This is a genomic window from Idiomarina sp. UBA4520, from assembly GCF_002388365.1.
GTDB lineage: Bacteria > Pseudomonadota > Gammaproteobacteria > Enterobacterales > Alteromonadaceae > Idiomarina > Idiomarina zobellii.
Genome location: NZ_DGMK01000002.1, coordinates 38,365 through 62,084 on the forward strand (window position 1 = coordinate 38,365; position 23,720 = coordinate 62,084).

Annotated in this window: 22 protein-coding genes; 6 read left to right on the plus strand and 16 right to left on the minus strand. The window is 47.9% G+C overall.

Annotated features, from left to right (window positions below):
* Positions 1-58: 58 nt before the first annotated feature.
* The gene (gene tyrS, locus B3850_RS00525) at positions 59-1,264 is read left to right on the plus strand and encodes a tyrosine--tRNA ligase (RefSeq protein ID WP_286875997.1); all 1,206 of its coding nucleotides are present in this window, start codon (positions 59-61) and stop codon (positions 1,262-1,264) included.
* 78 nt (positions 1,265-1,342) lie between these two features.
* Here the strand turns inward: tyrS and B3850_RS00530 are convergent, their stop codons facing one another.
* The 7 genes from B3850_RS00530 to B3850_RS00560 are packed head-to-tail and all read right to left on the minus strand — an operon-like array spanning position 1,343 to position 9,973.
* Positions 1,343-3,343, minus strand: a complete 2,001-nt coding sequence (locus B3850_RS00530; protein WP_286875995.1) for a methyl-accepting chemotaxis protein — start codon at positions 3,341-3,343, stop codon at positions 1,343-1,345.
* A gap of 38 nt (positions 3,344-3,381) precedes the next feature.
* Positions 3,382-4,194 carry a symmetrical bis(5'-nucleosyl)-tetraphosphatase gene (locus tag B3850_RS00535; RefSeq protein ID WP_286875993.1) on the minus strand — a complete coding sequence of 271 codons (813 nt, stop codon included), beginning with the start codon at positions 4,192-4,194 and terminating at the stop codon, positions 3,382-3,384.
* Positions 4,195-4,196: 2 nt separating this feature from the next.
* The gene (gene apaG / locus B3850_RS00540; RefSeq protein WP_053953891.1) at positions 4,197-4,568 is read right to left on the minus strand and encodes a Co2+/Mg2+ efflux protein ApaG; all 372 of its coding nucleotides are present in this window, start codon (positions 4,566-4,568) and stop codon (positions 4,197-4,199) included.
* Between the two features lie 3 nt (positions 4,569-4,571).
* The gene (gene rsmA, locus B3850_RS00545) at positions 4,572-5,390 is read right to left on the minus strand and encodes a 16S rRNA (adenine(1518)-N(6)/adenine(1519)-N(6))-dimethyltransferase RsmA (protein ID WP_126752344.1); all 819 of its coding nucleotides are present in this window, start codon (positions 5,388-5,390) and stop codon (positions 4,572-4,574) included.
* Positions 5,383-6,375: a 4-hydroxythreonine-4-phosphate dehydrogenase PdxA gene (pdxA, locus tag B3850_RS00550; RefSeq protein ID WP_126752345.1), complete on the minus strand. Its 993-nt coding sequence runs from the start codon at positions 6,373-6,375 to the stop codon at positions 5,383-5,385. Before pdxA ends, rsmA begins: the two co-directional genes overlap by 8 nt.
* On the minus strand, positions 6,372-7,670 hold the full coding sequence (gene surA / locus B3850_RS00555; RefSeq protein ID WP_058577053.1) for a peptidylprolyl isomerase SurA: 1,299 nt from the start codon (positions 7,668-7,670) through the stop codon (positions 6,372-6,374). The genes pdxA and surA overlap by 4 nt, the downstream gene beginning before the upstream one ends.
* 11 nt (positions 7,671-7,681) lie before the next feature.
* Positions 7,682-9,973, minus strand: a complete 2,292-nt coding sequence (locus tag B3850_RS00560) for an LPS-assembly protein LptD (RefSeq protein WP_286911224.1) — start codon at positions 9,971-9,973, stop codon at positions 7,682-7,684.
* Positions 9,974-10,098: 125 nt separating this feature from the next.
* Here B3850_RS00560 and B3850_RS00565 point away from each other — a divergent pair, with 125 nt between their 5' ends.
* The 3 genes from B3850_RS00565 to djlA are packed head-to-tail and all read left to right on the plus strand — an operon-like array spanning position 10,099 to position 12,607.
* Positions 10,099-11,100, plus strand: a complete 1,002-nt coding sequence (locus tag B3850_RS00565; protein WP_286911225.1) for an aminoglycoside phosphotransferase family protein — start codon at positions 10,099-10,101, stop codon at positions 11,098-11,100.
* Positions 11,097-11,774, plus strand: coding sequence for an N-acetylmuramate alpha-1-phosphate uridylyltransferase MurU (murU, locus tag B3850_RS00570; RefSeq protein WP_058577050.1), 678 nt, complete (start codon positions 11,097-11,099; stop codon positions 11,772-11,774). The genes B3850_RS00565 and murU overlap by 4 nt, the downstream gene beginning before the upstream one ends.
* Positions 11,771-12,607 (plus strand): co-chaperone DjlA, encoded by an 837-nt coding sequence (djlA, locus tag B3850_RS00575; RefSeq protein ID WP_053953898.1) that lies wholly within the window; start codon positions 11,771-11,773, stop codon positions 12,605-12,607. The genes murU and djlA overlap by 4 nt, the downstream gene beginning before the upstream one ends.
* Before the next feature lie 6 nt (positions 12,608-12,613).
* Here djlA and B3850_RS00580 read toward each other — a convergent pair whose 3' ends face one another.
* The 3 genes from B3850_RS00580 to rapA are packed head-to-tail and all read right to left on the minus strand — an operon-like array spanning position 12,614 to position 16,776.
* Positions 12,614-13,405 carry a DUF3530 family protein gene (locus B3850_RS00580; RefSeq protein ID WP_053953899.1) on the minus strand — a complete coding sequence of 264 codons (792 nt, stop codon included), beginning with the start codon at positions 13,403-13,405 and terminating at the stop codon, positions 12,614-12,616.
* A 54-nt stretch (positions 13,406-13,459) separates the two neighbouring features.
* Positions 13,460-14,116, minus strand: coding sequence for a pseudouridine synthase (locus B3850_RS00585; protein WP_053953900.1), 657 nt, complete (start codon positions 14,114-14,116; stop codon positions 13,460-13,462).
* Positions 14,116-16,776, minus strand: a complete 2,661-nt coding sequence (rapA, locus tag B3850_RS00590; RefSeq protein WP_286875979.1) for an RNA polymerase-associated protein RapA — start codon at positions 16,774-16,776, stop codon at positions 14,116-14,118. Before rapA ends, B3850_RS00585 begins: the two co-directional genes overlap by 1 nt.
* Before the next feature lie 142 nt (positions 16,777-16,918).
* On the opposite strand from rapA, the gene B3850_RS00595 reads away from it, so the two are divergent.
* A complete protein-coding gene (locus B3850_RS00595) occupies positions 16,919-18,313 on the plus strand; it encodes a PhoH family protein (protein ID WP_407716541.1) in 1,395 nt (464 codons plus the stop codon).
* A gap of 10 nt (positions 18,314-18,323) precedes the next feature.
* Here the strand turns inward: B3850_RS00595 and B3850_RS00600 are convergent, their stop codons facing one another.
* Genes B3850_RS00600 through B3850_RS00625 form a run of 6 tightly spaced genes read right to left on the minus strand, consistent with a single transcriptional unit; the run spans position 18,324 to position 22,375 of the window.
* Positions 18,324-19,292, minus strand: coding sequence for a hypothetical protein (locus tag B3850_RS00600; protein ID WP_286911227.1), 969 nt, complete (start codon positions 19,290-19,292; stop codon positions 18,324-18,326).
* Between the two features lie 19 nt (positions 19,293-19,311).
* Positions 19,312-19,602 carry a hypothetical protein gene (locus B3850_RS00605; protein WP_053953904.1) on the minus strand — a complete coding sequence of 97 codons (291 nt, stop codon included), beginning with the start codon at positions 19,600-19,602 and terminating at the stop codon, positions 19,312-19,314.
* Positions 19,603-19,639: 37 nt separating this feature from the next.
* On the minus strand, positions 19,640-20,074 hold the full coding sequence (gene ruvX, locus B3850_RS00610; RefSeq protein WP_286875974.1) for a Holliday junction resolvase RuvX: 435 nt from the start codon (positions 20,072-20,074) through the stop codon (positions 19,640-19,642).
* Positions 20,071-20,628, minus strand: a complete 558-nt coding sequence (locus B3850_RS00615; protein WP_286875972.1) for a YqgE/AlgH family protein — start codon at positions 20,626-20,628, stop codon at positions 20,071-20,073. The genes ruvX and B3850_RS00615 overlap by 4 nt, the downstream gene beginning before the upstream one ends.
* A gap of 60 nt (positions 20,629-20,688) precedes the next feature.
* Positions 20,689-21,633 (minus strand): glutathione synthase, encoded by a 945-nt coding sequence (gene gshB / locus B3850_RS00620; protein ID WP_053953907.1) that lies wholly within the window; start codon positions 21,631-21,633, stop codon positions 20,689-20,691.
* A gap of 10 nt (positions 21,634-21,643) precedes the next feature.
* Entirely contained in the window at positions 21,644-22,375 is a 732-nt protein-coding gene (locus tag B3850_RS00625; protein ID WP_286875971.1) for a 16S rRNA (uracil(1498)-N(3))-methyltransferase, read from the minus strand.
* Between the two features lie 115 nt (positions 22,376-22,490).
* Here B3850_RS00625 and metK point away from each other — a divergent pair, with 115 nt between their 5' ends.
* A complete protein-coding gene (metK, locus tag B3850_RS00630) occupies positions 22,491-23,636 on the plus strand; it encodes a methionine adenosyltransferase (RefSeq protein ID WP_058577044.1) in 1,146 nt (381 codons plus the stop codon).
* The last annotated feature ends 84 nt before the right edge of the window (positions 23,637-23,720 follow it).

The following is a 23,720-nucleotide window of genomic DNA, read 5'->3' on the forward strand; positions in this document are numbered from 1 at the left end:
CAGTGTTAAGAATGGCGTAAAATAATGGGTTTGACTGGGCAATCGATGGAGAGGTTTGATGAAAACAGAAGTGGCAGAGGCGATAGCTGAGATTACACGTGGTGCCGAAGAGGTTCTGCTGGAAAAAGAATTGGCGGAAAAGCTGGAAAGTGGCAAGCCTCTGATCGTTAAGGCTGGTTTTGATCCAACCGCTCCCGATTTGCACTTGGGTCACACGGTTCTAATTAATAAATTGCGAGTCCTGCAGGACTTTGGTCATAAAATTGTGTTCCTTATTGGTGATTTTACCGGAATGATTGGCGACCCAACGGGGAAAAATGTGACTCGCAAGCCGCTAACACCGGAAGAAGTGGCGGCTAATGCCGAAACCTATAAAGAGCAAGTCTTTAAAATTCTCGACCCTGAAAAGACAGACATTCGCTTTAACTCAGAATGGATGTCGAAAATGGGCGCTGCGGACATGATTAAACTTGCAGCCCGTCAAACAGTTGCCCGCATGTTAGAGCGTGATGACTTTAAAAAGCGCTACCAAAATAACCAGTCTATTGCGATTCACGAATTTTTGTACCCACTGGTTCAAGGCTGGGACTCTGTCGAACTGAAAGCCGACATCGAGCTGGGCGGTACAGACCAGCGTTTCAACCTGCTAATGGGTCGTGAGCTGCAAAAAGAAGAGGGCCAGCGTCCGCAAACGGTCATTATGACGCCGTTACTGGAAGGTTTGGATGGCGTTCAAAAAATGTCGAAGTCGCTGAATAACTATATTGGTATCACCGAGTCACCCAATGATATGTTTGGCAAGGTAATGTCAGTGTCTGACGAATTAATGTGGCGTTACTTTGACCTTCTAAGCTTCCGCTCTATTGCAGAAATAGATGGCTTGAAAGCCGATGTAGCTGCGGGCAAAAACCCGCGTGATGTTAAAGTGCTGTTGGCGAAAGAGATTATCGCACGCTTCCATTCTGATGAGGCCGCAGAAAAAGCCGAACAGGATTTTATTCAGCGCTTTCAGAAAAATGCATTGCCTGACGAGATTGAAGAAAAAACCATAGCAGTCGGCTCTGAAGGTATGGGTATTGCTAATGTACTAAAAGAAGCGGGGCTTGTTCAGTCAACGTCTGAAGCATTACGAATGCTGAAACAAAATGCAGTGAAACTTGATGGCGAACGTTTTACCGATAAAAACTACGTATGCACCGATAAAGACTCTGGGGTGTATCAGGTGGGTAAACGTCGTTTTGCGAAGCTGACACTGACAGTCTAATTAGACAGTTGCCCAATAAAAACGCCGGCCACCTTAAAAGTGACCGGCGTTTTTTTATAACTACTCTTTTTACAGGTGTTAAACCCGGAAGCTCTTAATAGAGTCTTGCAGCTCATCAGCCAGCTTGGCAACTTCATTAGAAGCCTGGGCTGTTTGCTTAGAGCCGGAAGCGGTTTGTTCGGCGATAGAAACAATCGACTCCAGTCGCTCACTAATGTCGTGAGCGGTACGGCTTTGTTCTTGCGCGGCATTAGCAATGTGATTACTGCTATCAGATGCTTGATGTACCGACTCCGTAATTGACTGCAACGCCTGGGCTGCTTCGTCCGATTGCTGAACACTAAGCTCTGCCTGTTCGCGGCCACGGTTCATAACTTCTACCGCGCGCTTAGAGTCATTTTGCAGGCTTTCAATCATCTCCTGAATTTCTTCAGTAGACTCTTGAGTTCGACTTGCTAGCGTGCGAACTTCATCAGCTACTACGGCGAAGCCTCGGCCTTGCTCGCCGGCTCGGGCGGCCTCAATAGCCGCGTTCAACGCAAGTAAGTTAGTCTGGTCAGCAATGCCGCGGATAACATCCAGGATGCCGCCGATATTACTGCTGTTCTCAGACAGTTGATCGATGACCTGGGATGCGCCCTGAATTTCGTGAGCTAACTGCTCAATAGTAGAGCGGTTTTTATCTGAAATTTCACGGACACGTTTTGCTTCATCGTCAGAATGCTGAATTTCGCGCAGAGCCTGGTCAGCGCCTTCAGCCATTTCACTGGCGGTATTGTTCATTTCTTGCGTCGCAGTCGCAACCTGTTCAATTTGACGGCGTTGCTCATCTATTGCGTTGGTAGTTTCGTCAGATACATTTGATGATTGCTCGGCTGCCGTTGCCAGTTGTGTAGCACGGTTCGCTATGCCTTCAATAAGCTTGCGAAGGTTGCCTGTTAATTTATTGGTGTTTGTTGCCAATTCACCAAATTCATCTTGTGCGTCATAATCAACACGCTCAGTCAGGTTACCTTCTGCCATAATATTCAGCATGTGGTTAACACGCGACAGAGGTCGGCTGATACTGCGTACAGTTAACCAGGAAATCAGCACGGCTAATGCAATAGAAATAACCGTAATAATGCTGTTTATCCAGCTGCTGGTTGAAATTGAATCGGCTGCTGAGTTACGGCTGTCTTCGGCTATGCCGCGGACGGCAGTTTGTAGCTCGTCGGTTTGCGTCATCAGAGTATCAGACTGTTGCTGTGCCTGCTCAAGTGCTTGACCAGCGTCAACCCGGCGTTGCTGGCGTAAAATAACGTTATTAGGGTATGAACCAGAGCCCTGTAGTTGGTCAATGGCGTTGCGTACTGTAGTAACCGCATCATCAACCATTTGCTCAGCGCTGCCTGTCGACTCATTGTCTAACGCTTCAAGGCGAGGACGAATGCTGTCTATATTGATATCAATTTCGCTCTTAATAACGTTTGCTGAGTCGAGGTCGCTCGCTTTATTTAAGTCGTACATTAACGTGATTAAACTAGACAAAGATGACTCAACATTGCTGGCTTCGCGCGCAACAACCTCGTTATTCGACATATCCATGGTGTCGAGTAGCATGATGGCTGCGTCATCTATACTGAAGGCTATTTCGTCAAGCTGATCGGCCGTGGTGCCACGAAGTTCAAGATATTCACGCTGATAATTAAACAGTTGATCGATAAGGTCAACGTATTGGGTGACGGAAGACTCTGTGCCGTTGATAAGGCTACTTTGACCTTCGCCTTTTATTAATTGCTGAAGGTCATTCAGGGAGCTTACCAGTGAGTCACGCGAGTTATCAAACTCACCGCGATAAGAGTCAATGGCAGACAGAGATTCGCTATAATACGCTTCTAACTGTATAGTAGAAAGCTCTAGTGTATCGACTTTTATAGCCGCCACTTCGTTCAGAGCAGGCATGGCTTTGTCGTTAACGTTGTCGACGGATGAGCCAATGCTGTTAATGTTGAACAGTGAGCTCAAACTGATGACGAGTAAAAGCAGGGTTATGATGGCAAAGCCACCAATCACTCGCATAGCAACCGTTATTTTCATGAAACCTTCCTCAGCACAGCAATGATTATCTTTGTATTCTAAGCACTAAACGCATTCTGGTAGTAAAATTTGTCGTTACTCAGGTCGTACAGCGTCATGTATTGTCCCCAAACACACCCGGTATCTAACGCGAGAATGTCCTGGCGATGGGTATTACCCATTAATGCAGCCCAATGTCCGAATAATAACCGATAGTCGCTGCTTGACCAAAAGTAAAACCACGGCTGCAAGTCATCCTGCGACGAATGTTGATATGGATCATCCTTCCGGGTTAAATCCAACTCGGCGTTTGGGTGACAATAGCGCATTCGTGTAAATGCGTTCACTATAAAACGGTATCGGTCAAATCCGCTAAGACTTGAGTCCCATTTTGAAGGCTTATTACTAAACATACTTTTAATAAAGTCTTCAAAATCATTGTTGTTCAAAACAGCGGAGACTTCGTCGGCATAGGTTTGAGCTTCTTCGACAGACCACCACGGGTAAATTCCAGCGTGTGAAATAACGGTCGATGGGTTTAACTGTTGCATGAGCGGTTGACTGCGTAACCAATCTACCCAATCCAGCTTCTCCGATGCCGTTAAAATACCGCTGAGCTTGTCGTTACGTTTTGCTTTTCTATGTCCAAGCAAAACAGCCACTAAGTTAAGGTCGTGGTTACCCAGCACCGTGTGGACGGAGTGTTCATTTTCATAAAAAAAGCGGATGGCGTCTGCTGAATCAGGCCCCCGCGCGACTATGTCGCCAACGCACCAAAGTTGGTCCGTTTTATGGCTAAAGCCAACGGTTTCCAGTAATGCCATAAGCTCACGGTAACAGCCCTGAATGTCACCGACTGCGTAAGTTGCCATAATTAATGAATAATATTCGGAATAGCGAGGCGGAAAGACGGAATATCCGCTTTAAATTGCTCACCGTTTTCGTCGATCATCACGTAATGGCCTTCCATTGTACCAATGGGAGTCGCTAAGACAGTGCCACTGGTATAGCTGAAAGACTCGCCCGCTTGTAAAACAGGCTGCTGACCAACAACCCCGTCACCGGCGACTCGAGTGATCTTATTTTCAGCATCGGTAATGCGCCATTCTCGAGCCAGCAGTTGTACCTGCTGAGAGGTCGTATTCGTAATGGTGATGGTATAAGAAAATACATATTGCTCAGACTCAGGAGAAGACTGTGCCGATAAGTAGTGTGTATTGACTTCAATCTCGATTATGCCTGCCATAAATTACTCAGCCTGCTCGGTTAACCAATCTGAAAGCTTGCAATAATCCTCAACGGATAGCGTTTCTGGTCTTGCTGAAGGGTCAATACCCAGAGACTCTAACTGTTCAGCGGGTATTAGCCCCTTGAGGTTATTTCTTATTGTTTTACGACGTTGATTAAAAGCTGTCAAACACAAACTGTGTAGCTGTTTGCGGTCTTTAACCGGGTACGGGCTGTCTTTATACGGCGTTAAACGTACTACGGCTGACTCTACCTTGGGTGGCGGTGTAAATGCTGATGGTGGCACGTAAACAACCGGCGTCACTTCACAAGCCTGTTGTACACCAACGCTAATGCGGCCATAGTTTTTTGAGCCAGGTTGTGCCGCTAAACGGTCGACGACTTCTTTTTGCAGCATAAAGTGCATATCTTCAATGCTGTCTGCGAATGACAGTAAATGAAAAATCAACGGCGTGGATATATTGTAAGGTAAGTTACCGAACACACGAGCTGGCTTTTCCGCGGCAAATTGGCGAAAGTCAGTCTTAAGTGCATCTGCTTCTATTACGTCGAGCTTTTGGTTTAAAAACGGGTGCGTACGCAAGCGTTCAACCAAGTCACGGTCAATTTCGACAACTTTCAAATGACCGCTGCGATCGGCCACTGGCTCGGTTAATGCAGCTAAACCGGGACCAATTTCAATTAAGTTTTCGCCCGGTTCAGGGTTAATGGCATCCACTATTTCTTCAATAATGCCATCGTCATTTAAAAAGTTTTGACCGAAGCGCTTACGAGCGCGGTGACCCAGGTGGGTCTGGGAATGATTGTGGTGTTTACTCATAATAACTTGCGTTTGCCATATCAATAGCGGTTTGTATTGCCAAGCGGCAGCTACCGTCGTTTATATTGCCGGTACCCGCTAAGTCGAGTGCCGTACCATGGTCAACCGATGTTCTAATGTAGGGCAGACCGAGTGTAATATTGACCGCTTGCCCAAAGCCTTTGTATTTTAAGACTGGCAGCCCCTGGTCATGGTACATGGCGACAACAGCACTGGCGTCGTCCAAATATTTGGGCTGAAAGATGGTATCAGCCGGGTATGGGCCATGTAAGTTCATGCCGCCGGCATTGAGTGTTTCGATGACTGGCGCAATGGTATCAATTTCCTCATGACCTAAATGTCCGGATTCACCCGCGTGGGGGTTCAAACCGCACACTAAAATTTTAGGCTGAACTTCTCCAAACTTGTTGGTCAAGTCGTTGTGCAAAATCGTCAAAATATTGGTTAAGCGTTCTTTGGTAATTGCTCTGGAAACATACGCCAAAGGTATGTGAGTGGTGACTAATGCAACGCGTAACCCCTCGGTTGCCAACATCATGACAACGTCATTACAGTCGGCCTCGTGAGCTAAAAACTCCGTGTGTCCGGAAAACGCGACACCGGCCTGATTAATGACGCCTTTATGCACGGGACCTGTCACTATAGCGTCGAACTCTCCGGCAAGGTTGCCGTCTGAGGCGCGCTTTAAGCAATCAACAACGTAATGGCCATTGGCGACGGTAAGTTCACCCGCTGTTACTGGCTCACAAACCGGCAAATGCTCTACCCATAAGTGCCCGGCTTCGTGCTTAGGCACTTTTTGCCCCTTTTCGTACTTATGGAACGTCACCGGCAAGTTCAGAAGCTCTGCCCTTTCCCGTAACATATTTTTGTCAGCACAAACGACAACAGCAGCCTCTAAGGGCTGCTGCGCCACTTTTAAAATTAAATCCGGGCCAATACCAGCGGGCTCGCCCGGAGTAAATATCAGGGTTGGGTAACTCACTCAGCAACCCGTCTTATGTAAGCTTGATCGCGCATTTCCTGCTGCCAGTTGTCCAACTCTTCACGGAACTTACGACTAAACAACATTTGGTAAGCACGCTCTTGTTTGCTTTCGTCCGTTGCGTCGGTTGTGCGTCTGTCTGTAACTTCGACAATGTGCCAACCGAACTGAGTCTTAAAGGGTTCACTAATGGTATTTGCAGCAATGGTTTCTACTTTCTCTTTAAACTCAGGCGCGTACTTGTCAGGACGAGCCCAGCCTAGGTCACCACCGCGTGATGCAGAACCCGGGTCTGACGAATGCTCTTTGGCTAATTCGTCAAAGGTTTTCTCGCCGGCAGCAATTTGTTCGCGGAATGTGTTTAGCATTTCTTTTGCTTTATTGTCCGATAAAATTACTGATGGCTGAATAAGAATGTGTCGAGCTTTCACTTCTTCGACTTCAACGGTTTGCTCGCCGCGTTTGTCCTGAACTTTCAGAATATGGAAACCAACACCACTGCGAATAGGGCCAACCACTTCACCAGCAGGTTTTCCATCCACCGCTTCTGCGAACAAGGTTGGCATGCTGTTAATTGTCATCCAGCCCATGTCACCGCCATCTAATGCGGCAGAGCCTGAAGAGGAGCGAATTGCTAAGTCAGAAAAGTCGCTGCCTTCGTCCAGTAAACGAAGGACGGTGTCAGCACGATCTTTCGCTTTTTCCAGCTCACTTTGCGATGAATTAGAGTCTGCAGCAATAAGAATTTGCCCTAAGCGGTATTCGGTTTGAGTGCTTTGGTTACTGTCTATTAGCTTGACCAGGTTATTAATTTCCTGAGGCGTAATAGAAACACGTTGTTGAACGGCTGCGCGCTGAACTTGCTGGATGGTAATTTCATTACGAACGTTCTCACGGTAGCTTGCCCAACTAATACCATTGTCAGCCATTTTTTGGCGGAGCTCATCAATGCTCAGGTTCTGCTCTTGCGCAATACCGTTAATGGCTTGCTCCAGTTGAGAGTCATTAACCTCAATGCCCATTCTATCAGCCATTTGCAGTTGAATTTCCTGCAAAATAAGTCGCTCTATAGCCTGAGTTTCTAACACTTCGTCAGAAGGTGCGTTCGCAGAGTTGAAGTTGTTACCGGCTTTTACTTGTTGCACCAGTTGATCAATTTGGCTTTGTAATACAACGCCATCATCAACAACCACAACAACCCGGTCCAGAAGTTGTTGTGCGTGAGTTGTATTACTGACCAGCAAAGGCGTCGCCAGAAGCATTGCCGTTGCAAAAAAAGCTACCAATTTTTTCATTCTACCTACCACTAGTTACTGAGATAAAAAGGACGGCGATAACCGTACGTACTTTTCTCAAGCATATCTATCAGCCCCCGGTTGTCAGAGGCTAAACCGCTAATAATAAATTGTATGCTAATACCATTGTCAAACTCGGTACCAGCGTTGATTGTCGCATTGTTAAATGCAGGTTCAAGGTCACGATTAATGCGTCGGTAAGCGCTGACGCGAACAGCCCAACAACAATTGCTGTATTGAACGCCTACCATAGCATCATTTACCCGGTCGTGTGTTAAGTCATAAAACACATTGGCGGCGACTTGCCATTGTTTACTGGCGGCAAATACGGCCTGAGTACCCACTTGCTCAATATCGTTGTTAAGAATGTTGGTGGCCTTACGATGACTCACCTGCACCAAATTACCGCTGTTTTTCCGGTACTCCAGTGCGGTCTGACTCTTACGAGTGCTGTTAAGTTCCGTATCGTATTGAATGGAGCTTTTCAGTGACCACTCGTCAGTCATAGCCCAGTTGATATCCGCCACCCATTCGCTGTTACTGGAGGTGAAGGTAGGCTCTTCCGTTTCTTCAATTAACAGTGCTGTGCGGCTGTCTTCAATGTTATATATTTGCCCGAGGCTGGCTCGTAATACTTCGCGCTCATTATCTGTAAAGAGGCTTGTGGTTAGGCCGTAAGTTATCTGGTTGGCTTCGGCAATGCGGTCTAGCCCAGAAAAACGACGGCTGCGAAATAAACCGTAATAGTCATCCTGCAAAAGAGCTGTGTCATAAATACCGATGTTCTGCTGATTTTCATAAGGTACATATAAGTACTGAATTTGCGGCGACAAGGTTTGACGGTAGCCATCGCTGGTGCTTCTCTCTAAATGCAGTTGAGCCTGCAGTCGCGCTCTGGGTAATGTCCGGGTGACATCTTCGTCTAGCCGGATGTCGTCGCTTTGTTGCTGGTAGCGAGTAAATAAGTAAGACAGTTCAGCTTCTGCGTCAAAAGCTGGTTTTTCATAGCGGTACTTGAAGCTGGGCTCGATATGAGCTCGCGTCGCGTAATTACTCGCCCTGTCTTGATTCTGGAAATAAGTGAGTTCAGTGTAAAGGTTGGTGCTAAAACCGGTAAACTTATTTTGCTGATAGTTCAGGCTTATTTGCGGCAGCGTTCGGAATGGGCTTAAGTAGTCGCCCAAAATCTCGTAATCTTCCGTTCGAACCTGAGCCGTCCAGTTCTCATTGATGTAATCAAGTTGAGCTACCCGGTATAAGTGAGTGTCAGCACGCCCGGCAAAGTCGCTGCCAAAATCATTTAAGTAGTTATCATCACTTATTTGCGTGCCGTCCAGGTACAGGCTCAACTTATCGTTAAATTGGGTTTTATGTTGAACATGCCAAAGGTAACGACTGTCTTCGGTGGCAATAGCTTTGTCATTATTTAAATATTCAAGGTTTAGTTGGCCGGCGCTTTCATCAAATAAATAACGATACTCCCCGGTCAGCATGGTGCCGCGCTCAGACATATAAACCGGCGCTACCGTGGCATCCATGTTTGGTGCAATATTGAAGTAATAAGGAACTTCAACTTCAAAGCCGTTATTAGATGACGAGTCAAAGGTTGGATACAAAAAGCCGGTTTTGCGGGCGTCGCTTATTGGGAAGTTGAAGTACGGCAAATAAAGAATGGGTACGTCAAATAGTTCGAAACGGGCATGCCAGGCTTCACCGAAGTCGCTGTTCTCGTCTATTTCAATGCGCTCTGCTCTTAATTGCCAGGCTGGCGTGTCGCCGGGGCAGGTGGTGAAGCTGGAGTCTTGCAGAAGCACTTGTTGCTGTGACAAGGACAGCAGCTCGGCGTGTCCCCGAGCGTTGACGTTCTCCAGTCGATAGTCGCTGGAGTAAAGTCGGGCTTCGTTGCTGTTTAAATCCAGAAACAGCGATTCACCACTGACGTTTAAGTAGCCGTCGCTGAAGTTAATACCATTGCTGGCTTCAATTTGACCTTTTTGCTGATCAAGGGTTGCCGCTTGAGTTGACAGCCACTGGCCATTGCGCTGAATAATGACATTACCTTCAAAGTAAGCTTTGTCATTGGATAGAATACGAGCCGACTTAGACTCAACGCCTATCTCGCCAGCCTTTGTTGCTTGCAGGCGCACGGACTTATCGGCGATGCTCTCAACAGGCACTGCCTGGCATACCATAGGTTGGGATACTGAATTTTGCGGCGCTGCTGATGCCAAACCTGAAAGCGTTAAAAGCAGGACAGCCAGTAGCGACGTTACTGTGGTAAGCCTAAGTAACAAATGAGTCATCCGTTTTTGTTGTTGTTAGCGTTATTGTATCTGCGTAAAGGGCAATATAATAAAGCAATTTTGTTTGTTTCGCTATTTGATACACTGCAAGTTTAGGCATATAAAGCATATTTCTGGAGGACATTTTGGAAGACAAGCGAGAGCTGGCTCTGCAAGCCTGGTGTGAGTCGCAAACCGGAGTAACACAATCTACCCTGGAAGTGGTGTCGGGAGATGCCAGTTTTCGTCGTTATTTTAGAGCGACAAACGGCCGCGAGAGCCTTATTGCGGTTGACTGTCCTCCAGATAAAGAGCCTATGGAACCTTTTTTGGCGGTTGCTGAAGCGTACCGTGATGCTGGCGTTACTGTACCGGAAGTGATTGCGGCTGACACTGAACATGGCTTTATGCTGCAGTCAGATTTTGGCCAAATTTTGTTACTGAGCAAGCTTCACGCCCGTAATGCCCGTCAATTTTATGAGCAAGCCCTTGCTGCATTACCTAATATTATGGATGTCACCAACACCCGAAAAGGGGACTTGCCCAAGTTTGATGAAGCGCTGTTGGAACGTGAGTTAGGGTTGTTCAAGGACTGGTTATTGGGAACTCATTTAACCATAAGCTGGCAGCCTGAAGATGAACGTATTTGGAACGACTTTTGCGATAAAATGATCAGTAATGCATTGTCGCAACCCCAGGTTGGCGTGCATCGCGACTACCATTCCAGAAACTTAATGCTGCTGAGCGATGACCGTATTGGCATTATCGACTTTCAGGATGCAGTGGTGGGCCCTATTACTTATGACGCTGTGTCGCTGTTGCGCGACTGCTACATCGAGTGGCCAGATGCATTGGTTGATGAGTTGAGTGACCGTTTGCGCCAACATTTAATAGAAACGAATCGGTTGGCGGCACAGACTGGATCAGACCAATGGCAGCATTGGTTTGACTTAATGGGCATGCAGCGTCATACCAAAGCGGCAGGCATATTTGCACGCCTGGCACATCGCGATAAAAAGCCGGGGTACCTGCAGGACGTGCCCAGAACCTTGGGTTATTTAGAACGCGTCAGCCAGCGATACAGTGAGCTGGAAGAATATAACGCCTGGCTCAATGAGCGTGTGTTGCCAGCGTGGGAGCAGCAATGAAAGCAATGATTTTAGCTGCAGGTCGCGGGCAGCGTATGCGTCCACTGACCGATAACCAGCCAAAACCCCTGCTGCCTGTCGCCGGAAAGCCCTTATTGGCTTTCCACTTAGAAAAGCTCGCGAAGGCCGGAGTGACTGAAGTGGTTATTAACCATGCCTGGAAAGGCGAGCAAATTGAACACTTTGTTGGAGACGGCTCTGACTGGCAGCTTCAGGTGTCATTCTCTCCGGAGCCCGAGGGCGGGCTTGAAACCGCCGGCGGTATTATTCAAGCGTTGCCGCTGCTCGGAGATGATCCTTTTTGGGTCATTAACGGGGATATTTGGACGGACTGGGATTACTCTGAGCTGCCGAAAAGCCTACCCGATGATAAGCTGGCGCATTTGCTGATGGTTGATAACCCACCGCATAATCCTGACGGTGACTTTGGTGTTGTCGACGGCTGCTTAGTTGAAAAGCCGCTAGGTGAGTCAAAAACCTTTGCGGGTATTGGCTTGTATCGAAAAGAGTTACTGCAGCCATACCCTGAGGGCAAACTTCCGTTAAAACCGTTTTTTGAGAAAGCCATATCAGAACAAAACGTCCTTGCATCTGTAATGAAAGGCCTTTGGACAGATGTAGGCACACCGGAGCGGCTTGAGCAACTGAATCAACAAGTAAGGAAGTATCGATGATTTGGGGAAAGGTAATAGGTGCGTTAGCCGGTTTCGCTTTTATGAAGTGGCCCGGGGCTATTTTGGGGGCGTTGGTTGGTCATTGGTTTGACCGTGGTATGGCGCAGGATTTTTCCAAGCGGGGTGCCTGGGGACGCTTCTTATACGGTGCTGAAAAAGCGGTGGGGGATGCAAACTTTATTTATACCCTATTTGCGGTGATGGGGCATGTGGCCAAAGCGAAAGGGCGAGTGACTGAGCGTGACATTGCACAAGCGCAGTATTTAATGCAGCAATTAAAACTGGGAACAGATGCCACCAAAGAAGCGCAAGATGCTTTTCGTGAAGGCAAAGAACCCACTTTTCCACTGCAACAAGTGATGAAAGATTTTAGTGCGTCGTTTTACGGCAATCGAGATGTTCTTCAGCTGTTCATGGAGCAATTAATTGGCCTGGCGCTGAACGATGGCGTGCTTGAAAAAGCTGAGCATGAAGTCTTGGTGGACGTGGCGAAAGCCTTAGGTTTTACGCGTTTTCAGCTCGATCAGTGGCTAATGATGGAAAAAGCGGCGTTTCGCTTTCATCAACAGCGTCAGCGCAGTCACGCCGGCAGCGGTGGACGCCAGTCGTCGACGAAAAGTGATTTAGAAGACGCTTACCAAATATTGGGTGTCACTGAAAAAAACAGCAATGCGGAAATTAAAAAGGCGTACAGGAAGTTGATGGCGCGACACCATCCGGACAAGCTGGCTTCACAAGGGCTTCCGGAAGAGGTGATGAAGCAGGCGCAGCAAAAAGCTCGTGACATTCAGGCGGCGTATGAACAGGTGAAAGAGCACCGAAACATTCGGTAGTTGTGGTTAATAACCGTGGAATTCGAGCCAGCCTTTTACGGTAGAGCGCAGCTCTTTTCGTCCTGAGTTACCGGAACTGAGTAGTTTTCGCTGACGGTAAGAAACGTGTTGGTATTTGGTGGCGAGTTTTTTTCGTAATGTCCACTGAGCGTCGAGCCAGTGATTACTCTCGGCAGTTCGAATATCCAGAATAGGCAGCGGCGACTTAGCGATTCGTTCCGACAGCGCCTTGTTGAAATGATACTGAGGAATGTAAGCATTCACTATCACCAATGCATCGGGCATCATTGAGGGCGTTTTTTCGAGTAACCGCAACGTAATATCGGCGGTTATTCCCTCTACAACCCAAACGGCAAACCCAGGCCGGCTTAGGGTTTCGTCCTGCAATAGCGCTATGCGGTTTTCAAGCGCCGCAACTAAAGGCTCAAATACACTGTCATCGGCTTGCTGTGGAAAATGCGTGCTTGTAGCGGGCGTTTGCAGGTTGTCTGTACGAATGGTGTTATCCGGTGGTGTCAACGCCCAGGTGGTCCAGCCAAAGTCCGGTGCGACGTTATACAAATAACTGACATAAAATGACTGCAGCGGATGATAATGCCAGTCGGGAATAAGCGTCATTTGTCCACTCTCAAACGCCTGTAAATACTCTTTTTTTAGCACTAAAAAGCGTGCAGCGTCACCGTCCGTTAACCAATGAAGCTGGTCTTCGGGAAGGTAACGCTGCAAATCGTCCTGTGCATTCAACACAGGAGCAGTGACGAAAAACAGCAAAAAGGCGATAAGAAAATGACGTTTCATAGTCGTAATATCGGCTTTAGGGAACGGAACTTGATAATAAAAAGGCGTAAAAAATTAAAAAGGCAGCGGGCTTGTGAAAGTAACGGCTTGCTCGGTGAGAGGGTGGGCAATCGTTAATGAATGAGCATGTAAGTGTAATCGCTCAGTCATGTTAAAGGCGTCAGTGTGTGCGTAAAACTTGTCCCCCAAAATGGGGCAACCTAACGCCTGCATGTGCACGCGAAGCTGGTGTGAACGTCCGGTATGCGGGTAGAGCTCAACCCGTGAATAGTTTTCATTAGTTGCTAACACGCGGTAACCCGTGGTGCTGTCTTTGCCGGTGAAGAAGTCCATGTGTTGGCGAGGGCGGTTCGGCCAGTCACACGACAGCGGGAGTTCAACAACGCCTTGTTGCGCTGGTAAGCGGCTCCACACGTCAGCAATGTACGTCTTTTTAGTCACGCGCTGCTGAAATTGACGGCTAATATGGCTTTGAGCATGGCGAGTTTTTGCCAGCAAAATAACCCCCGAGGTTGCCATGTCGAGTCGGTGAACAACTCGAATATCGGGTAACACACGCTGTGCCCTGGTATATACAGAGTCGCGATGCTCAATATGCTTACCAGGCACACTGAGCAAGCCCCCTGGCTTATCAACCACCAGCAATTCAGAGTCCTCGTAAATAACTTTTAGGTAAGGCTCTAACGGTGGTCGATAATGCAAAAGGGCCATTAGTGATTATTCACCAATATGCGAATAGCTGTTAGCGACAGTTGTGGCTGCTCGGTTGCGGCCAACAAAGTGGCTTGGCGCTCTTTGAGAGCCTCAATTTCTGACTCACGAACGGATGGGTTCACGTCCTTTAATGCTTCCAGACGCTTGAGCTCGCGTTGCAGTGTCTCACTGATTTTTTCTTGCTGCGCCTTAACCAACCGTTCTTGCCAACTGCGAGCTTGGTCCTGGGCTCCGTGTATCAGGTCTTGAGCCGGGCCTCGTAGCTGCTTCAAAATTTGACGAGCGGTTTTTTTGTCGAGAAAACTGGCTTGCTGATCAAGTAGCTCACGGGAGACTTTATCGGACAGCTCTCGGCCCTGACTGTCGAGTAACAAACGCAGGTTACCTTGCGGACAAAATTCCTGAGCCGCGGTTTTAGCAGGAGCCGTTACTGTATTGGTGAAGTCCAGTTCGAGAAACCAACTGCCTGCCGGAATGGCGGTGTTTTTCATTTGAGCAACGCACGTACTGCCAAAGTCGTCGGCGGACAGCAGTTCTAACGCGGCCTGAACCATCGGATGGTCCCAGCTAAGAAAGTCTACGTCTTCAAAGTTAAGTGCTGTTACCCGGTCGAAGGTGACAGTAATGCCATCCTCCGGCAGACCTGGAAGCCCTGGTATGCGCATGTGTTCGCTGGCGCGAATAAACCAACGGTTCTCGTCCAGTACTTCGTTATTGACACCAAAGCGGTCCCAAAATGCGAGCATAAAGTCCGCGACGGTATCGACGTCTGAGTCTGTTTCAATATTCCCGATAATGCGCTCGGCCTGCTCGGGGCGGCAGGCGTTCATTGCCTGCAGTTTGTCATGACCCTGCTTATTAAGTTCACGCCATGCATCACTCAACTCTTGAGTTTGCTGAATAATGTCGTCGGACAAGGGGTGATGTTTTTGAAGTGCCGCTTCAATGAAGGTGCCAAAGGCGTCGTAAAGTTTACGACCAATGGCATTACACTGGCGGAAGGCATTCATGCCTTGTTCATACCACGGCAGCAAAATGGATTCGCTTGAACCTGAAGTATAAGGCAGATAGATATCAATCGTATTTTGCTGACCAATTCGGTCTAAACGGCCAATGCGCTGCTCGAGTAAATCGGGGTTGGTTGGCAAATCGAATAAAATCAGTTGGCTAACAAACTGAAAGTTACGGCCTTCGCTGCCAATTTCAGAGCATAATAACACTGGGCTGCCGTCTTCTTCACTTGCAAAGAATGCTGCGGAACGGTCACGTTCAGTCAGTGTCATGCCTTCATGGAAGGTGGCCGCCTGAAGCCCGGCTAAAACGCGCAATGCTTCCGATAAGTCGAGTACCTGCTCAGCAGTTTTACAAATGAGGAGCGCTTTAGTATTGCGATTCTCTTTAAGGTGGTTAATGAGCCAGTCGACTCGTGGATCATCCATCCACCAGGGCATACCCTCTTCTGGCGTAAACTCAGGCAGTTCTATGGGATGGAATCGGCGCTCGGGAAAGCCGCCAATGTCCGCACGACGGTTTCGGAACATGACTCGACCGGTACCGTATTTATCGAGAAGCTCATCGAGTTTCTCGTTATCGGTAATTGATTCTGCTTGTTCGGCGAGCTCTTTGTAATGCTCTTGCTCTGTTAAAAAGGCTTCGTAGTCATTAAAACGATCAGGATCCAGCAGTTGCAAACGCAGGAAGTGTCCTTCCGAACCTTCTTGCTCAGGCGTTGCTGTTAACAGCAATAGGCCGGGAATGGATTCACACAGTGCTTTGACTTGCGCAAACTCATCGGCGTCGGGTTGTAAGTGGTGCGCTTCGTCAATGACGAGTAAGTCGAAATCAGCGTCCGATAGAGCACTTTGCCATTTCGGCTCTTTAATAAAGTCACTACTGACAATAATATGCTGCTCAGTGAGAAACGGGTTTCCTGTATCTTCCGAGGCTTGCTCACAACGCTCTTCGTCAAACAGAGTGAAGCTTAAAGCTAAGCGGCGACGCAGTTCGATGAGCCATTGATGCATGAGCGATTCAGGCACCACTATCAGAACTCGACTGGAGCGGTCGGTCATCAGTCGGCGCTTTATGATCATGCCAGCTTCAATAGTTTTACCTAAGCCTACTTCGTCGGCTAAAAGAACGCGTGGGTGGTAGCGGTCAGCCACTGTTTTTGCAATATATAACTGATGTGGCAGTAAGTGCGTGCGCACACCCAAAAGTCCGGCGACTTCGCTGTTTTGATACGCAGCCAAATGCTGATTCGCTTCGCAGCGTAATTGGTACATATCTAAGCGGTCGGCTTGTCCCGCCAGTAAACGGGTCAGCGCTGGGTTGTTGTCAATTTGGTACGACAACTGTGGTTCAGGAACCGTGACTGTTTCCTGGGTGTCCTCGCGTGTGCCGTGGTAAGTGACAATGCCTGCCGCTTCAGACAGCTCCTCAATAATAAAAGTCCAGCCCTCGGCGTGTTTCCCTTGCTGTCCTTCCTGCAATAGGTAACGGGCTAAAGGCGCCTCTTGTGCGGCATATAAGCGCACTTCACCGTTGGCAGGAAACATAACGGTTATGTGGCGTCCCTCTGCTTGTGTGATAAGGCCAAGCCCCATTTCCGTTTCAGTTTCACTGAGATACCGTTGGCCGACTCTAAATTCACTCACTGCAGAACTCCCAATCGCTTTATTTAAGGGCGGCAATGGTACTGAATTCACCGAAAAATTCCGAGAAAAAATTTTCTCTGTGTCACTATTTTGTCATTAATTTTAGGCTAAGCTGTAATTAAACAGTAACGACAAAAGGTAAATGCCTATGTCTGAAAATAAAGCGGGTAAATACTTCATCCTCGACACCAACATTCTACTGCATGACCCTCTTGCCTTCCTCAACTTCGACGAGCACAACGTTATTATACCAATGGTTGTTCTCGAAGAACTCGACAAAATTAAAGACCGAAATAAAGACGTCAGCCGTGAGGCGAGGGTGGCGATTCGTTCTTTAGAAGAGGCATTAAAAGAAGCTCGGCCGGATGAAATTATTGATGGTGTAAAACTCAGCCGTATGCACGGCGAGCACAACGCTCAAGGCACCTTGGCAATATTCCCGGATTATCAGTTGGAACAAAACGAGTCGGTGCTATCTTTATCCGAGAATGACCACCGTATTATTCAGGCTGCACTGGAAATTCAAAAAGATAAATCTCCGGCAGAAGTCGTGCTGGTGACAAAAGACATTAATATGCGTCTGAAAGCCAAAGGCGCGGGCATGAAATATGTCGAAGACTACCGTACCGATCAGCTTATTGACGATATTCGCTTACTGACCAAAGGCTTTTATAAATTTGAAGGGGATTTCTGGTCGCAGGTCGGTAGCGTGGAAACCCATCAGGAAGGACGCGATGCCTACCATACAATGGGGCGTGAGCTGCTGCCGCAGGTTTTTGCCAACGAATATATTATTGATGAAACCAGCAGCTTTGCGGCCCGGGTGGATACCTACGACAAAGACTCGGTAACCCTTATGGACTTAGGCGTTGAACGGCTAATGTCGTATGACGCCTGGGGAGTGCGACCAAAAAACATCTATCAGGCAATGGCGCTACATGCTTTATTAGACACCCATATGGATATGGTCATTCTAACGGGGCCTGCCGGGAGCGGAAAAACCTTTTTGGCGCTTTCGGCGGCTTTGCAAATGGTGGTTGAGCAGGGCATTTATGAAAAAATTATTGTGACCCGCAATACGCCGGAAATTGCTGAGTCGATAGGCTATTTGCCAGGTACGGAAGAAGAAAAAATGGCACCTTGGCTATCGGCTATTACCGACTCACTGGAAGCTTTACACAAGCATGATGAAAGCATGGAGTCGAGTCTTAGCTACATTATGAAAAAGGCGAACATTCAGTTTAAGTCTTTAAACTTTATGCGTGGACGCAGTATTCAAAACGCCATTGTCATTCTGGATGAAGCGCAGAATTTAACGGCCTCACAGCTTAAAACACTCATAACTCGCTGTGGGGAGAACACGAAATTGATTGTATCGGGGAACCTGGCGCAAATAGACAGTTATTACTTAACCGCGGTCACATCGGGCCTGACTTATATTGTGGAACGTTTTAAAGATTACCCGGGCAGTGCGACTGTTAACTTAAACGGTGTGGTACGCAGCTCCTTGGCACAATTTGCGGAAGAGCATTTATAAAGCGGGGAAATTAATTCACGGGTTTTACAGTGTACTGACCGGTGCGAATATGAAACTCGGTATCTTCACCTACGGTTCCCGCCGGCATAGCGGCGGGGCCGGTAACATCAACCAGCACGTATTGAATGCCCTCATGCTCAATGGTCGTGTCACTGTCACGTTTGCTTATATTGATGCCGAAAACCGCATGCTCGGGTAAGTAAATAATTGCCATTTTAGCGTTATTGATAATGTTACGCATAATAGCCGTCATTAGCGTCACTTTGCTGTCGCAGTCGCCTTGGTTGTAATAAATCAGTTGATTCGGTGGAATAAAGCCATCGCCCCGGCTGTCGAGTTTGTTGGTCAATTCGTTGTAAGGTATTTGCTGTAGGAAACTGGTCACATAATTAATGTAATTTCGCTGTGTATTGTCGCCCAACTGCTCGCCAATCGCATTAATTAGCGGCTTTATGACGTTCTCCATTTCACTGGCTATAGCGGCATGGTCTGGAATGATGCCTCGCTCTCCAGGTGGCAGTGAGATACTTTCGTAGAAATTGGAGTCCAGATAGTCAGTCCAGCGCTCATTGTAGTACTCGCGCAAGCGTCTCTTGTACTGTTCGAGTTGAGCTTGCTGCTCTTGGTTTCTCGCCCGACTTGTCACTAGTTCCACGCTTTGCTGCCTGGGGGTTAGTTTTGCTTGAATACCCTGCCAATTTTGCTGGCGAATGTATCGATTGAGCTGGCGGCTTAATTCACGCTGACTGCGTTCACGATTAAACCCGCGGTAACGCTTTAAGGGGTCCAGGAAGTCTTTTTTGTGGGCGGAAAACTCTATGGCGTTTTGATTACCATCGAAGTCGTCCCAGTGATACGAAAAGTGGAGTTGGTTGTCTTTTTCATCAAGCTGAAAAAAAGATTGAGCAAGGCTGCTCGAGGAAAATAACAGTAAAAAACTGAGAGAAAGCCAGAAAAACGCACCGTTATGATGTGTCACGCTGGCTTCCTTAACGTCCTTAAAACTTCATTTCCGTAATGGGGCTTTCTTCGAATTTAAGGTCGATTTGGTACTCGACACCGCCCGCACGGACAAAAAAGTAGGTTTTTTCTTTCTTAAAGACTTCTAGTAAAGAGACCAGCCGGAGTCCAGGGCGACGCTCTGGCGGCAAATCAGTAAACTCAACGCCACTGCGCGATACGAGAATGTTGTCGTATTTAGGCCCAGTAATTAAGAGAAGTTTTTTATTTTCATCTTTTAAGAGAATTGTATTGCCCGTAACTGAATACGGTTCTTCGTTACCAAACAAGGTCAGCTCCTGTCACATCAACTGATTACTGAGCACACTATAACGAATTATCGCTGGTTGGCAAAGAATTGCTCAAGAAATCCTCGACAATTAGCAGTGCGGCTTGACTATCGACAAGTCCTTTTTCGAGCTTTTTATAGCCGCCGCTGTTAAATAGCTCTTCGCGTGCAGCCGTTGAAGTCAACCGTTCGTCTTGAAAAGATACGGGCAAGCCGAAACGTCCATGTAAGCGACTACCGAACTTTTTGGCACGTTGGGTGAGCGGTTGCTCGCTACCATCCATGTTTAAAGGTAGCCCTACAACCAAGCGCTCTGGCTGCCACTCTTTAAATAATTGCTCTATAGCGTCCCAGTTAGGAATGCCGTCTTTGGCTTTTAAAGCGCTAAGCGGTGACGCTGTCCCGGTAACACTTTGACCAACGGCAACTCCGATACTCTTGGTGCCAAAGTCAAAGCCAATTATGGTGCTCATGCGTGTCCTACGTCAGGCGCCAATTTCCAAACATCGAAACCGAGCTTCTCGGTCGCTTTTTGCCACCGCTCACTGACAGGAGTATTGAATAAAAGCTCAGGGTCGGCAGGTATCGCTAACCAAGAGTTCTCTTCCATTTCCTCTTCTAGTTGGCCCGCTTCCCAACCCGCGTAACCCAGTGTCAGCAAAAAGTGCTGCGGTGCGGCCGAAGAGCCCAGCGCCTCCAAAATATCACGCGATGTGGTGACCATAATATCGTCGCTCATTTTCATACTCGCACGCCAGTTATCTTGTGGCGGGTGAATGACAAAACCACGCTCGCGACCGACAGGGCCGCCTTGATAAACCTGGCCTTGCAGATACTCGTTGTTATCCGGGTAAACAATTTCTAATTTATCCAGTAACGACGTTACGCTGAGCTCCGCAGGCTGATTAATGACCAGCCCCATAGCGCCCTCTTCATTGTGCTCACAAATGTAGGTAACGGTCCGTTTAAACGCTGGATCGTTTAGCATGGGTGTTGCTATCAAAAAATGGTTTTGTAAGCTGTTCATCGATTCACCGACTCCTTAACGATAATCTCTACTTTCGATATGGGGGCGCAAAGAGGAAATTCAATTTAATTTCGACTCGGCAGCTTCAAACACCAATTCGGCAATATTGATATCGTAAGCGTTTTCAATTTCCCGCATGCAGGTTGGGCTGGTTACGTTTATTTCTGTTATACGGTCGCCAATGACATCCAGACCAACCAAAATAAGGCCTCTTTTTTTCAGTTCAGGTCCAACTTTACGTGCTAGCGCCCAGTCACTGTCGGAAAGCGGCTGTGCGCGACCGCTGCCGCCTGCCGCTAAATTACCGCGAGTTTCACCGGCGCTGGGAATACGAGCTAATGAGTAAGGCACCGGCTCACCATCAATAATCAGAATGCGCTTGTCACCGTCTTTAATTTCCGGCAAATATTTCTGAGCCATGGCGTAGCGCTGGCCTTTCTCGGTGAGGGTCTCAATAATAACGCTCAGGTTGTTACCGTCTTCGGTGACTTTAAAAATTGAAGCGCCGCCCATGCCGTCCAACGGCTTCAAAATGACATCGCCGTGCTTTTTGTGGAATGCTTTTATAACGTCTGCACGGGCACTGACCACGGTGTCAGCAATAGCGTCCGCAAACCACGAGGTGAACAGCTTTTCATTACAGTCACGAAGGCTTTGCGGCTTATTCACTACCAGGCTGCCACGATGTTCGGCAAGCTCTAATATGTGCGTGGCATAAAGGAATTCGCTGTCAAACGGCGGATCTTTGCGCATCATAATGACATCGAAGCTTTCCAAAGGCAGGTATTCGCTGTCACCAAGGTCATAAAAGTCAGTTTTTTGGTCGCGGACAGTGACCTCCTGTGCGAACGCCATCGGGTTTCCGTTGTCGATAACTAAGTCGCCCAGCTCCAGGTAGAAGCATTGATAGCCGCGCGCTTGTGCCTCGAGTAATAAGCGGAAGCTGGTATCTTTCTCGGTCTTTACGTCGGCGATAGGGTCCATCACCATTGCTAACTTTTTCATATAAACTCCTTTAGCGTAAATCGCCAAACTGATACTGCACAGCGGTTAAAGCAGAGAGCGCTGCGGTTTCTGTTCTTAATATTCTTGGGCCTAACTTCATGGGTTTAAAGCCCTGGCTTGCCGCGTTGCTGACTTCGTCATCGGTAAAACCGCCTTCGGGACCAATCAGTAACTGAATACCCTTGTCAGCTTGAGTATAAGATGACAGCGGCTGTTCTGCTGTTGGATCGAGCGTTAACCGCAAGCCGTCAAAGCTGTTGTTTATAAAGTTTTCTAGCGTCTGTGCCGGTTTAACGTCCGGTACTACACTGCGGCCGCACTGCTCACAAGCCGAGCGCACTATTTTCTGCCATTGTTGCTGTTTTTTTTCGAGCCTGTCACCGCTGAGCTTTACGCCGCAGCGCTCGCTAAACAACGGCGTAATTTCGCTGACCCCCAGTTCCACTGATTTTTGCAACACGAAGTCCATACGGTCGCCACGCGAAATAACTTGTCCTAAGTGCACATGAACCGGAGATTCAATATCGTTCGCTTCGGCTGCGGTTGCCTTAAAGGACGCAGACTTTTTCGCAACATGAGTGATGGTTGCCGGGTAGTTTTTGCCGTCCCCATTGAACAGGACAATGCTATCGTTTACGTTTAAACGCAGCACTTTGATCAAGTGTTGAAAACCGTCAGCACTCAGTTCGGCTTCAACGTTTAGGTCGATGGGATCAGGGTGATAGATCCGCGGTACTCGCATGCTATTTGCCTTATTCGGACTTTTAGACGTCCAGAAGTAGAAAAAAACAGAGTGATCGGTTACATTATGCAACCAGTATTGAGTGATTTCATCAAAATAAAGGAATAGTGGGCATATGTCACGTCACCTGTTTACTTCAGAGTCAGTGTCCGAAGGGCATCCGGACAAAATTGCCGACCAGATATCTGATGCGGTTTTAGACGCCATTTTAGCAAAAGATCCTAAAGCCCGTGTTGCTTGTGAAACTTACGTTAAAACCGGCATGGTGCTGGTTGGCGGTGAAATTTCAACAAAAGCCTGGGTTGATGTTGAAGACCTGGCTCGTCAAACCGTCAAAGACATCGGCTATCGACATTCCGATATGGGGTTTGACGGTGCGTCATGTGCGGTTTTAAACGCCATAGGCAAGCAAAGTGGCGATATTAATCAGGGCGTCGACCGTGCTCACCCTGAAGAACAGGGCGCAGGTGACCAGGGGCTGATGTTTGGCTATGCCTCGAACGAAACCTCCGTTCTAATGCCTGCACCAATTACTTATGCGCATCGAGTGATGCAACGTCAGTCGGAAGTGCGTAACAACGGCACGCTGGACTGGTTACGCCCTGACGCTAAAAGCCAGCTGACTTTTGTTTATGAGAACGGCAAGCCCGTCGCCATTGATACTGTGGTTCTGTCAACGCAACACAGAGAAGACATTACTCAGGAAACTTTGCGTGAAGCGGTGATGGAAGAAATTATTAAACCGGTATTGCCGGAGCAGTGGATTTCCAAAGACACGCAATTCCATATTAACCCAACCGGACGCTTTGTTGTTGGCGGACCTATGGGTGACTGTGGTTTGACGGGTCGTAAGATCATTGTCGACACCTATGGCGGTATGGCACGTCACGGTGGTGGTGCTTTCTCAGGTAAAGACCCGTCAAAAGTTGACCGTAGTGCGGCTTATGCTGCCCGCTATGTTGCTAAAAACCTGGTTGCAGCCGGTTTAGCAGAGCGTTGCGAATTGCAAATTTCTTACGCTATTGGTGTTGCTGAACCGACCTCTATTAGCATTGATACCTTCGGTACGTCTAAGCACTCAGAGGAGCAATTAATTGCACTGGTGCGCCGTCATTTTGATTTACGTCCTTATGGCTTGATTAAAATGCTCGACTTAGAGCGTCCTATTTATAAGCAAACAGCGGCATACGGGCACTTTGGTCGTGATGGCTTGCCATGGGAACAAACGGACAAGGCTGCCGATTTACAGGCCGATATTTAGCCAGAAATTAACCAATAAATTTGCTTGTACCCCCTGAAATGTGGAGAATACGCGCATCGCAAGTTGCTCTTCATCCTCAGGGGG

Coding starts and splice junctions, on each gene's coding strand:
- rsmA (WP_126752344.1), bottom strand. CDS start 5,390: ATGAGTAAACACCACAATCATTCCCAGACCCACCTGGGTCACCGCGCT.
- B3850_RS00530 (WP_286875995.1), bottom strand. CDS start 3,343: ATGAAAATAACGGTTGCTATGCGAGTGATTGGTGGCTTTGCCATCATA.
- surA (WP_058577053.1), bottom strand. CDS start 7,670: ATGAAAAAATTGGTAGCTTTTTTTGCAACGGCAATGCTTCTGGCGACG.
- ruvX (WP_286875974.1), bottom strand. CDS start 20,074: ATGAGCACCATAATTGGCTTTGACTTTGGCACCAAGAGTATCGGAGTT.
- B3850_RS00595 (WP_407716541.1), top strand. CDS start 16,919: ATGCCTATGTCTGAAAATAAAGCGGGTAAATACTTCATCCTCGACACC.
- apaG (WP_053953891.1), bottom strand. CDS start 4,568: ATGGCAGGCATAATCGAGATTGAAGTCAATACACACTACTTATCGGCA.
- B3850_RS00585 (WP_053953900.1), bottom strand. CDS start 14,116: ATGGCCCTTTTGCATTATCGACCACCGTTAGAGCCTTACCTAAAAGTT.
- metK (WP_058577044.1), top strand. CDS start 22,491: ATGTCACGTCACCTGTTTACTTCAGAGTCAGTGTCCGAAGGGCATCCG.
- murU (WP_058577050.1), top strand. CDS start 11,097: ATGAAAGCAATGATTTTAGCTGCAGGTCGCGGGCAGCGTATGCGTCCA.
- B3850_RS00625 (WP_286875971.1), bottom strand. CDS start 22,375: ATGCGAGTACCGCGGATCTATCACCCTGATCCCATCGACCTAAACGTT.
- gshB (WP_053953907.1), bottom strand. CDS start 21,633: ATGAAAAAGTTAGCAATGGTGATGGACCCTATCGCCGACGTAAAGACC.
- B3850_RS00535 (WP_286875993.1), bottom strand. CDS start 4,194: ATGGCAACTTACGCAGTCGGTGACATTCAGGGCTGTTACCGTGAGCTT.
- tyrS (WP_286875997.1), top strand. CDS start 59: ATGAAAACAGAAGTGGCAGAGGCGATAGCTGAGATTACACGTGGTGCC.
- B3850_RS00580 (WP_053953899.1), bottom strand. CDS start 13,405: ATGAAACGTCATTTTCTTATCGCCTTTTTGCTGTTTTTCGTCACTGCT.
- B3850_RS00615 (WP_286875972.1), bottom strand. CDS start 20,628: ATGAACAGCTTACAAAACCATTTTTTGATAGCAACACCCATGCTAAAC.
- djlA (WP_053953898.1), top strand. CDS start 11,771: ATGATTTGGGGAAAGGTAATAGGTGCGTTAGCCGGTTTCGCTTTTATG.
- B3850_RS00560 (WP_286911224.1), bottom strand. CDS start 9,973: ATGACTCATTTGTTACTTAGGCTTACCACAGTAACGTCGCTACTGGCT.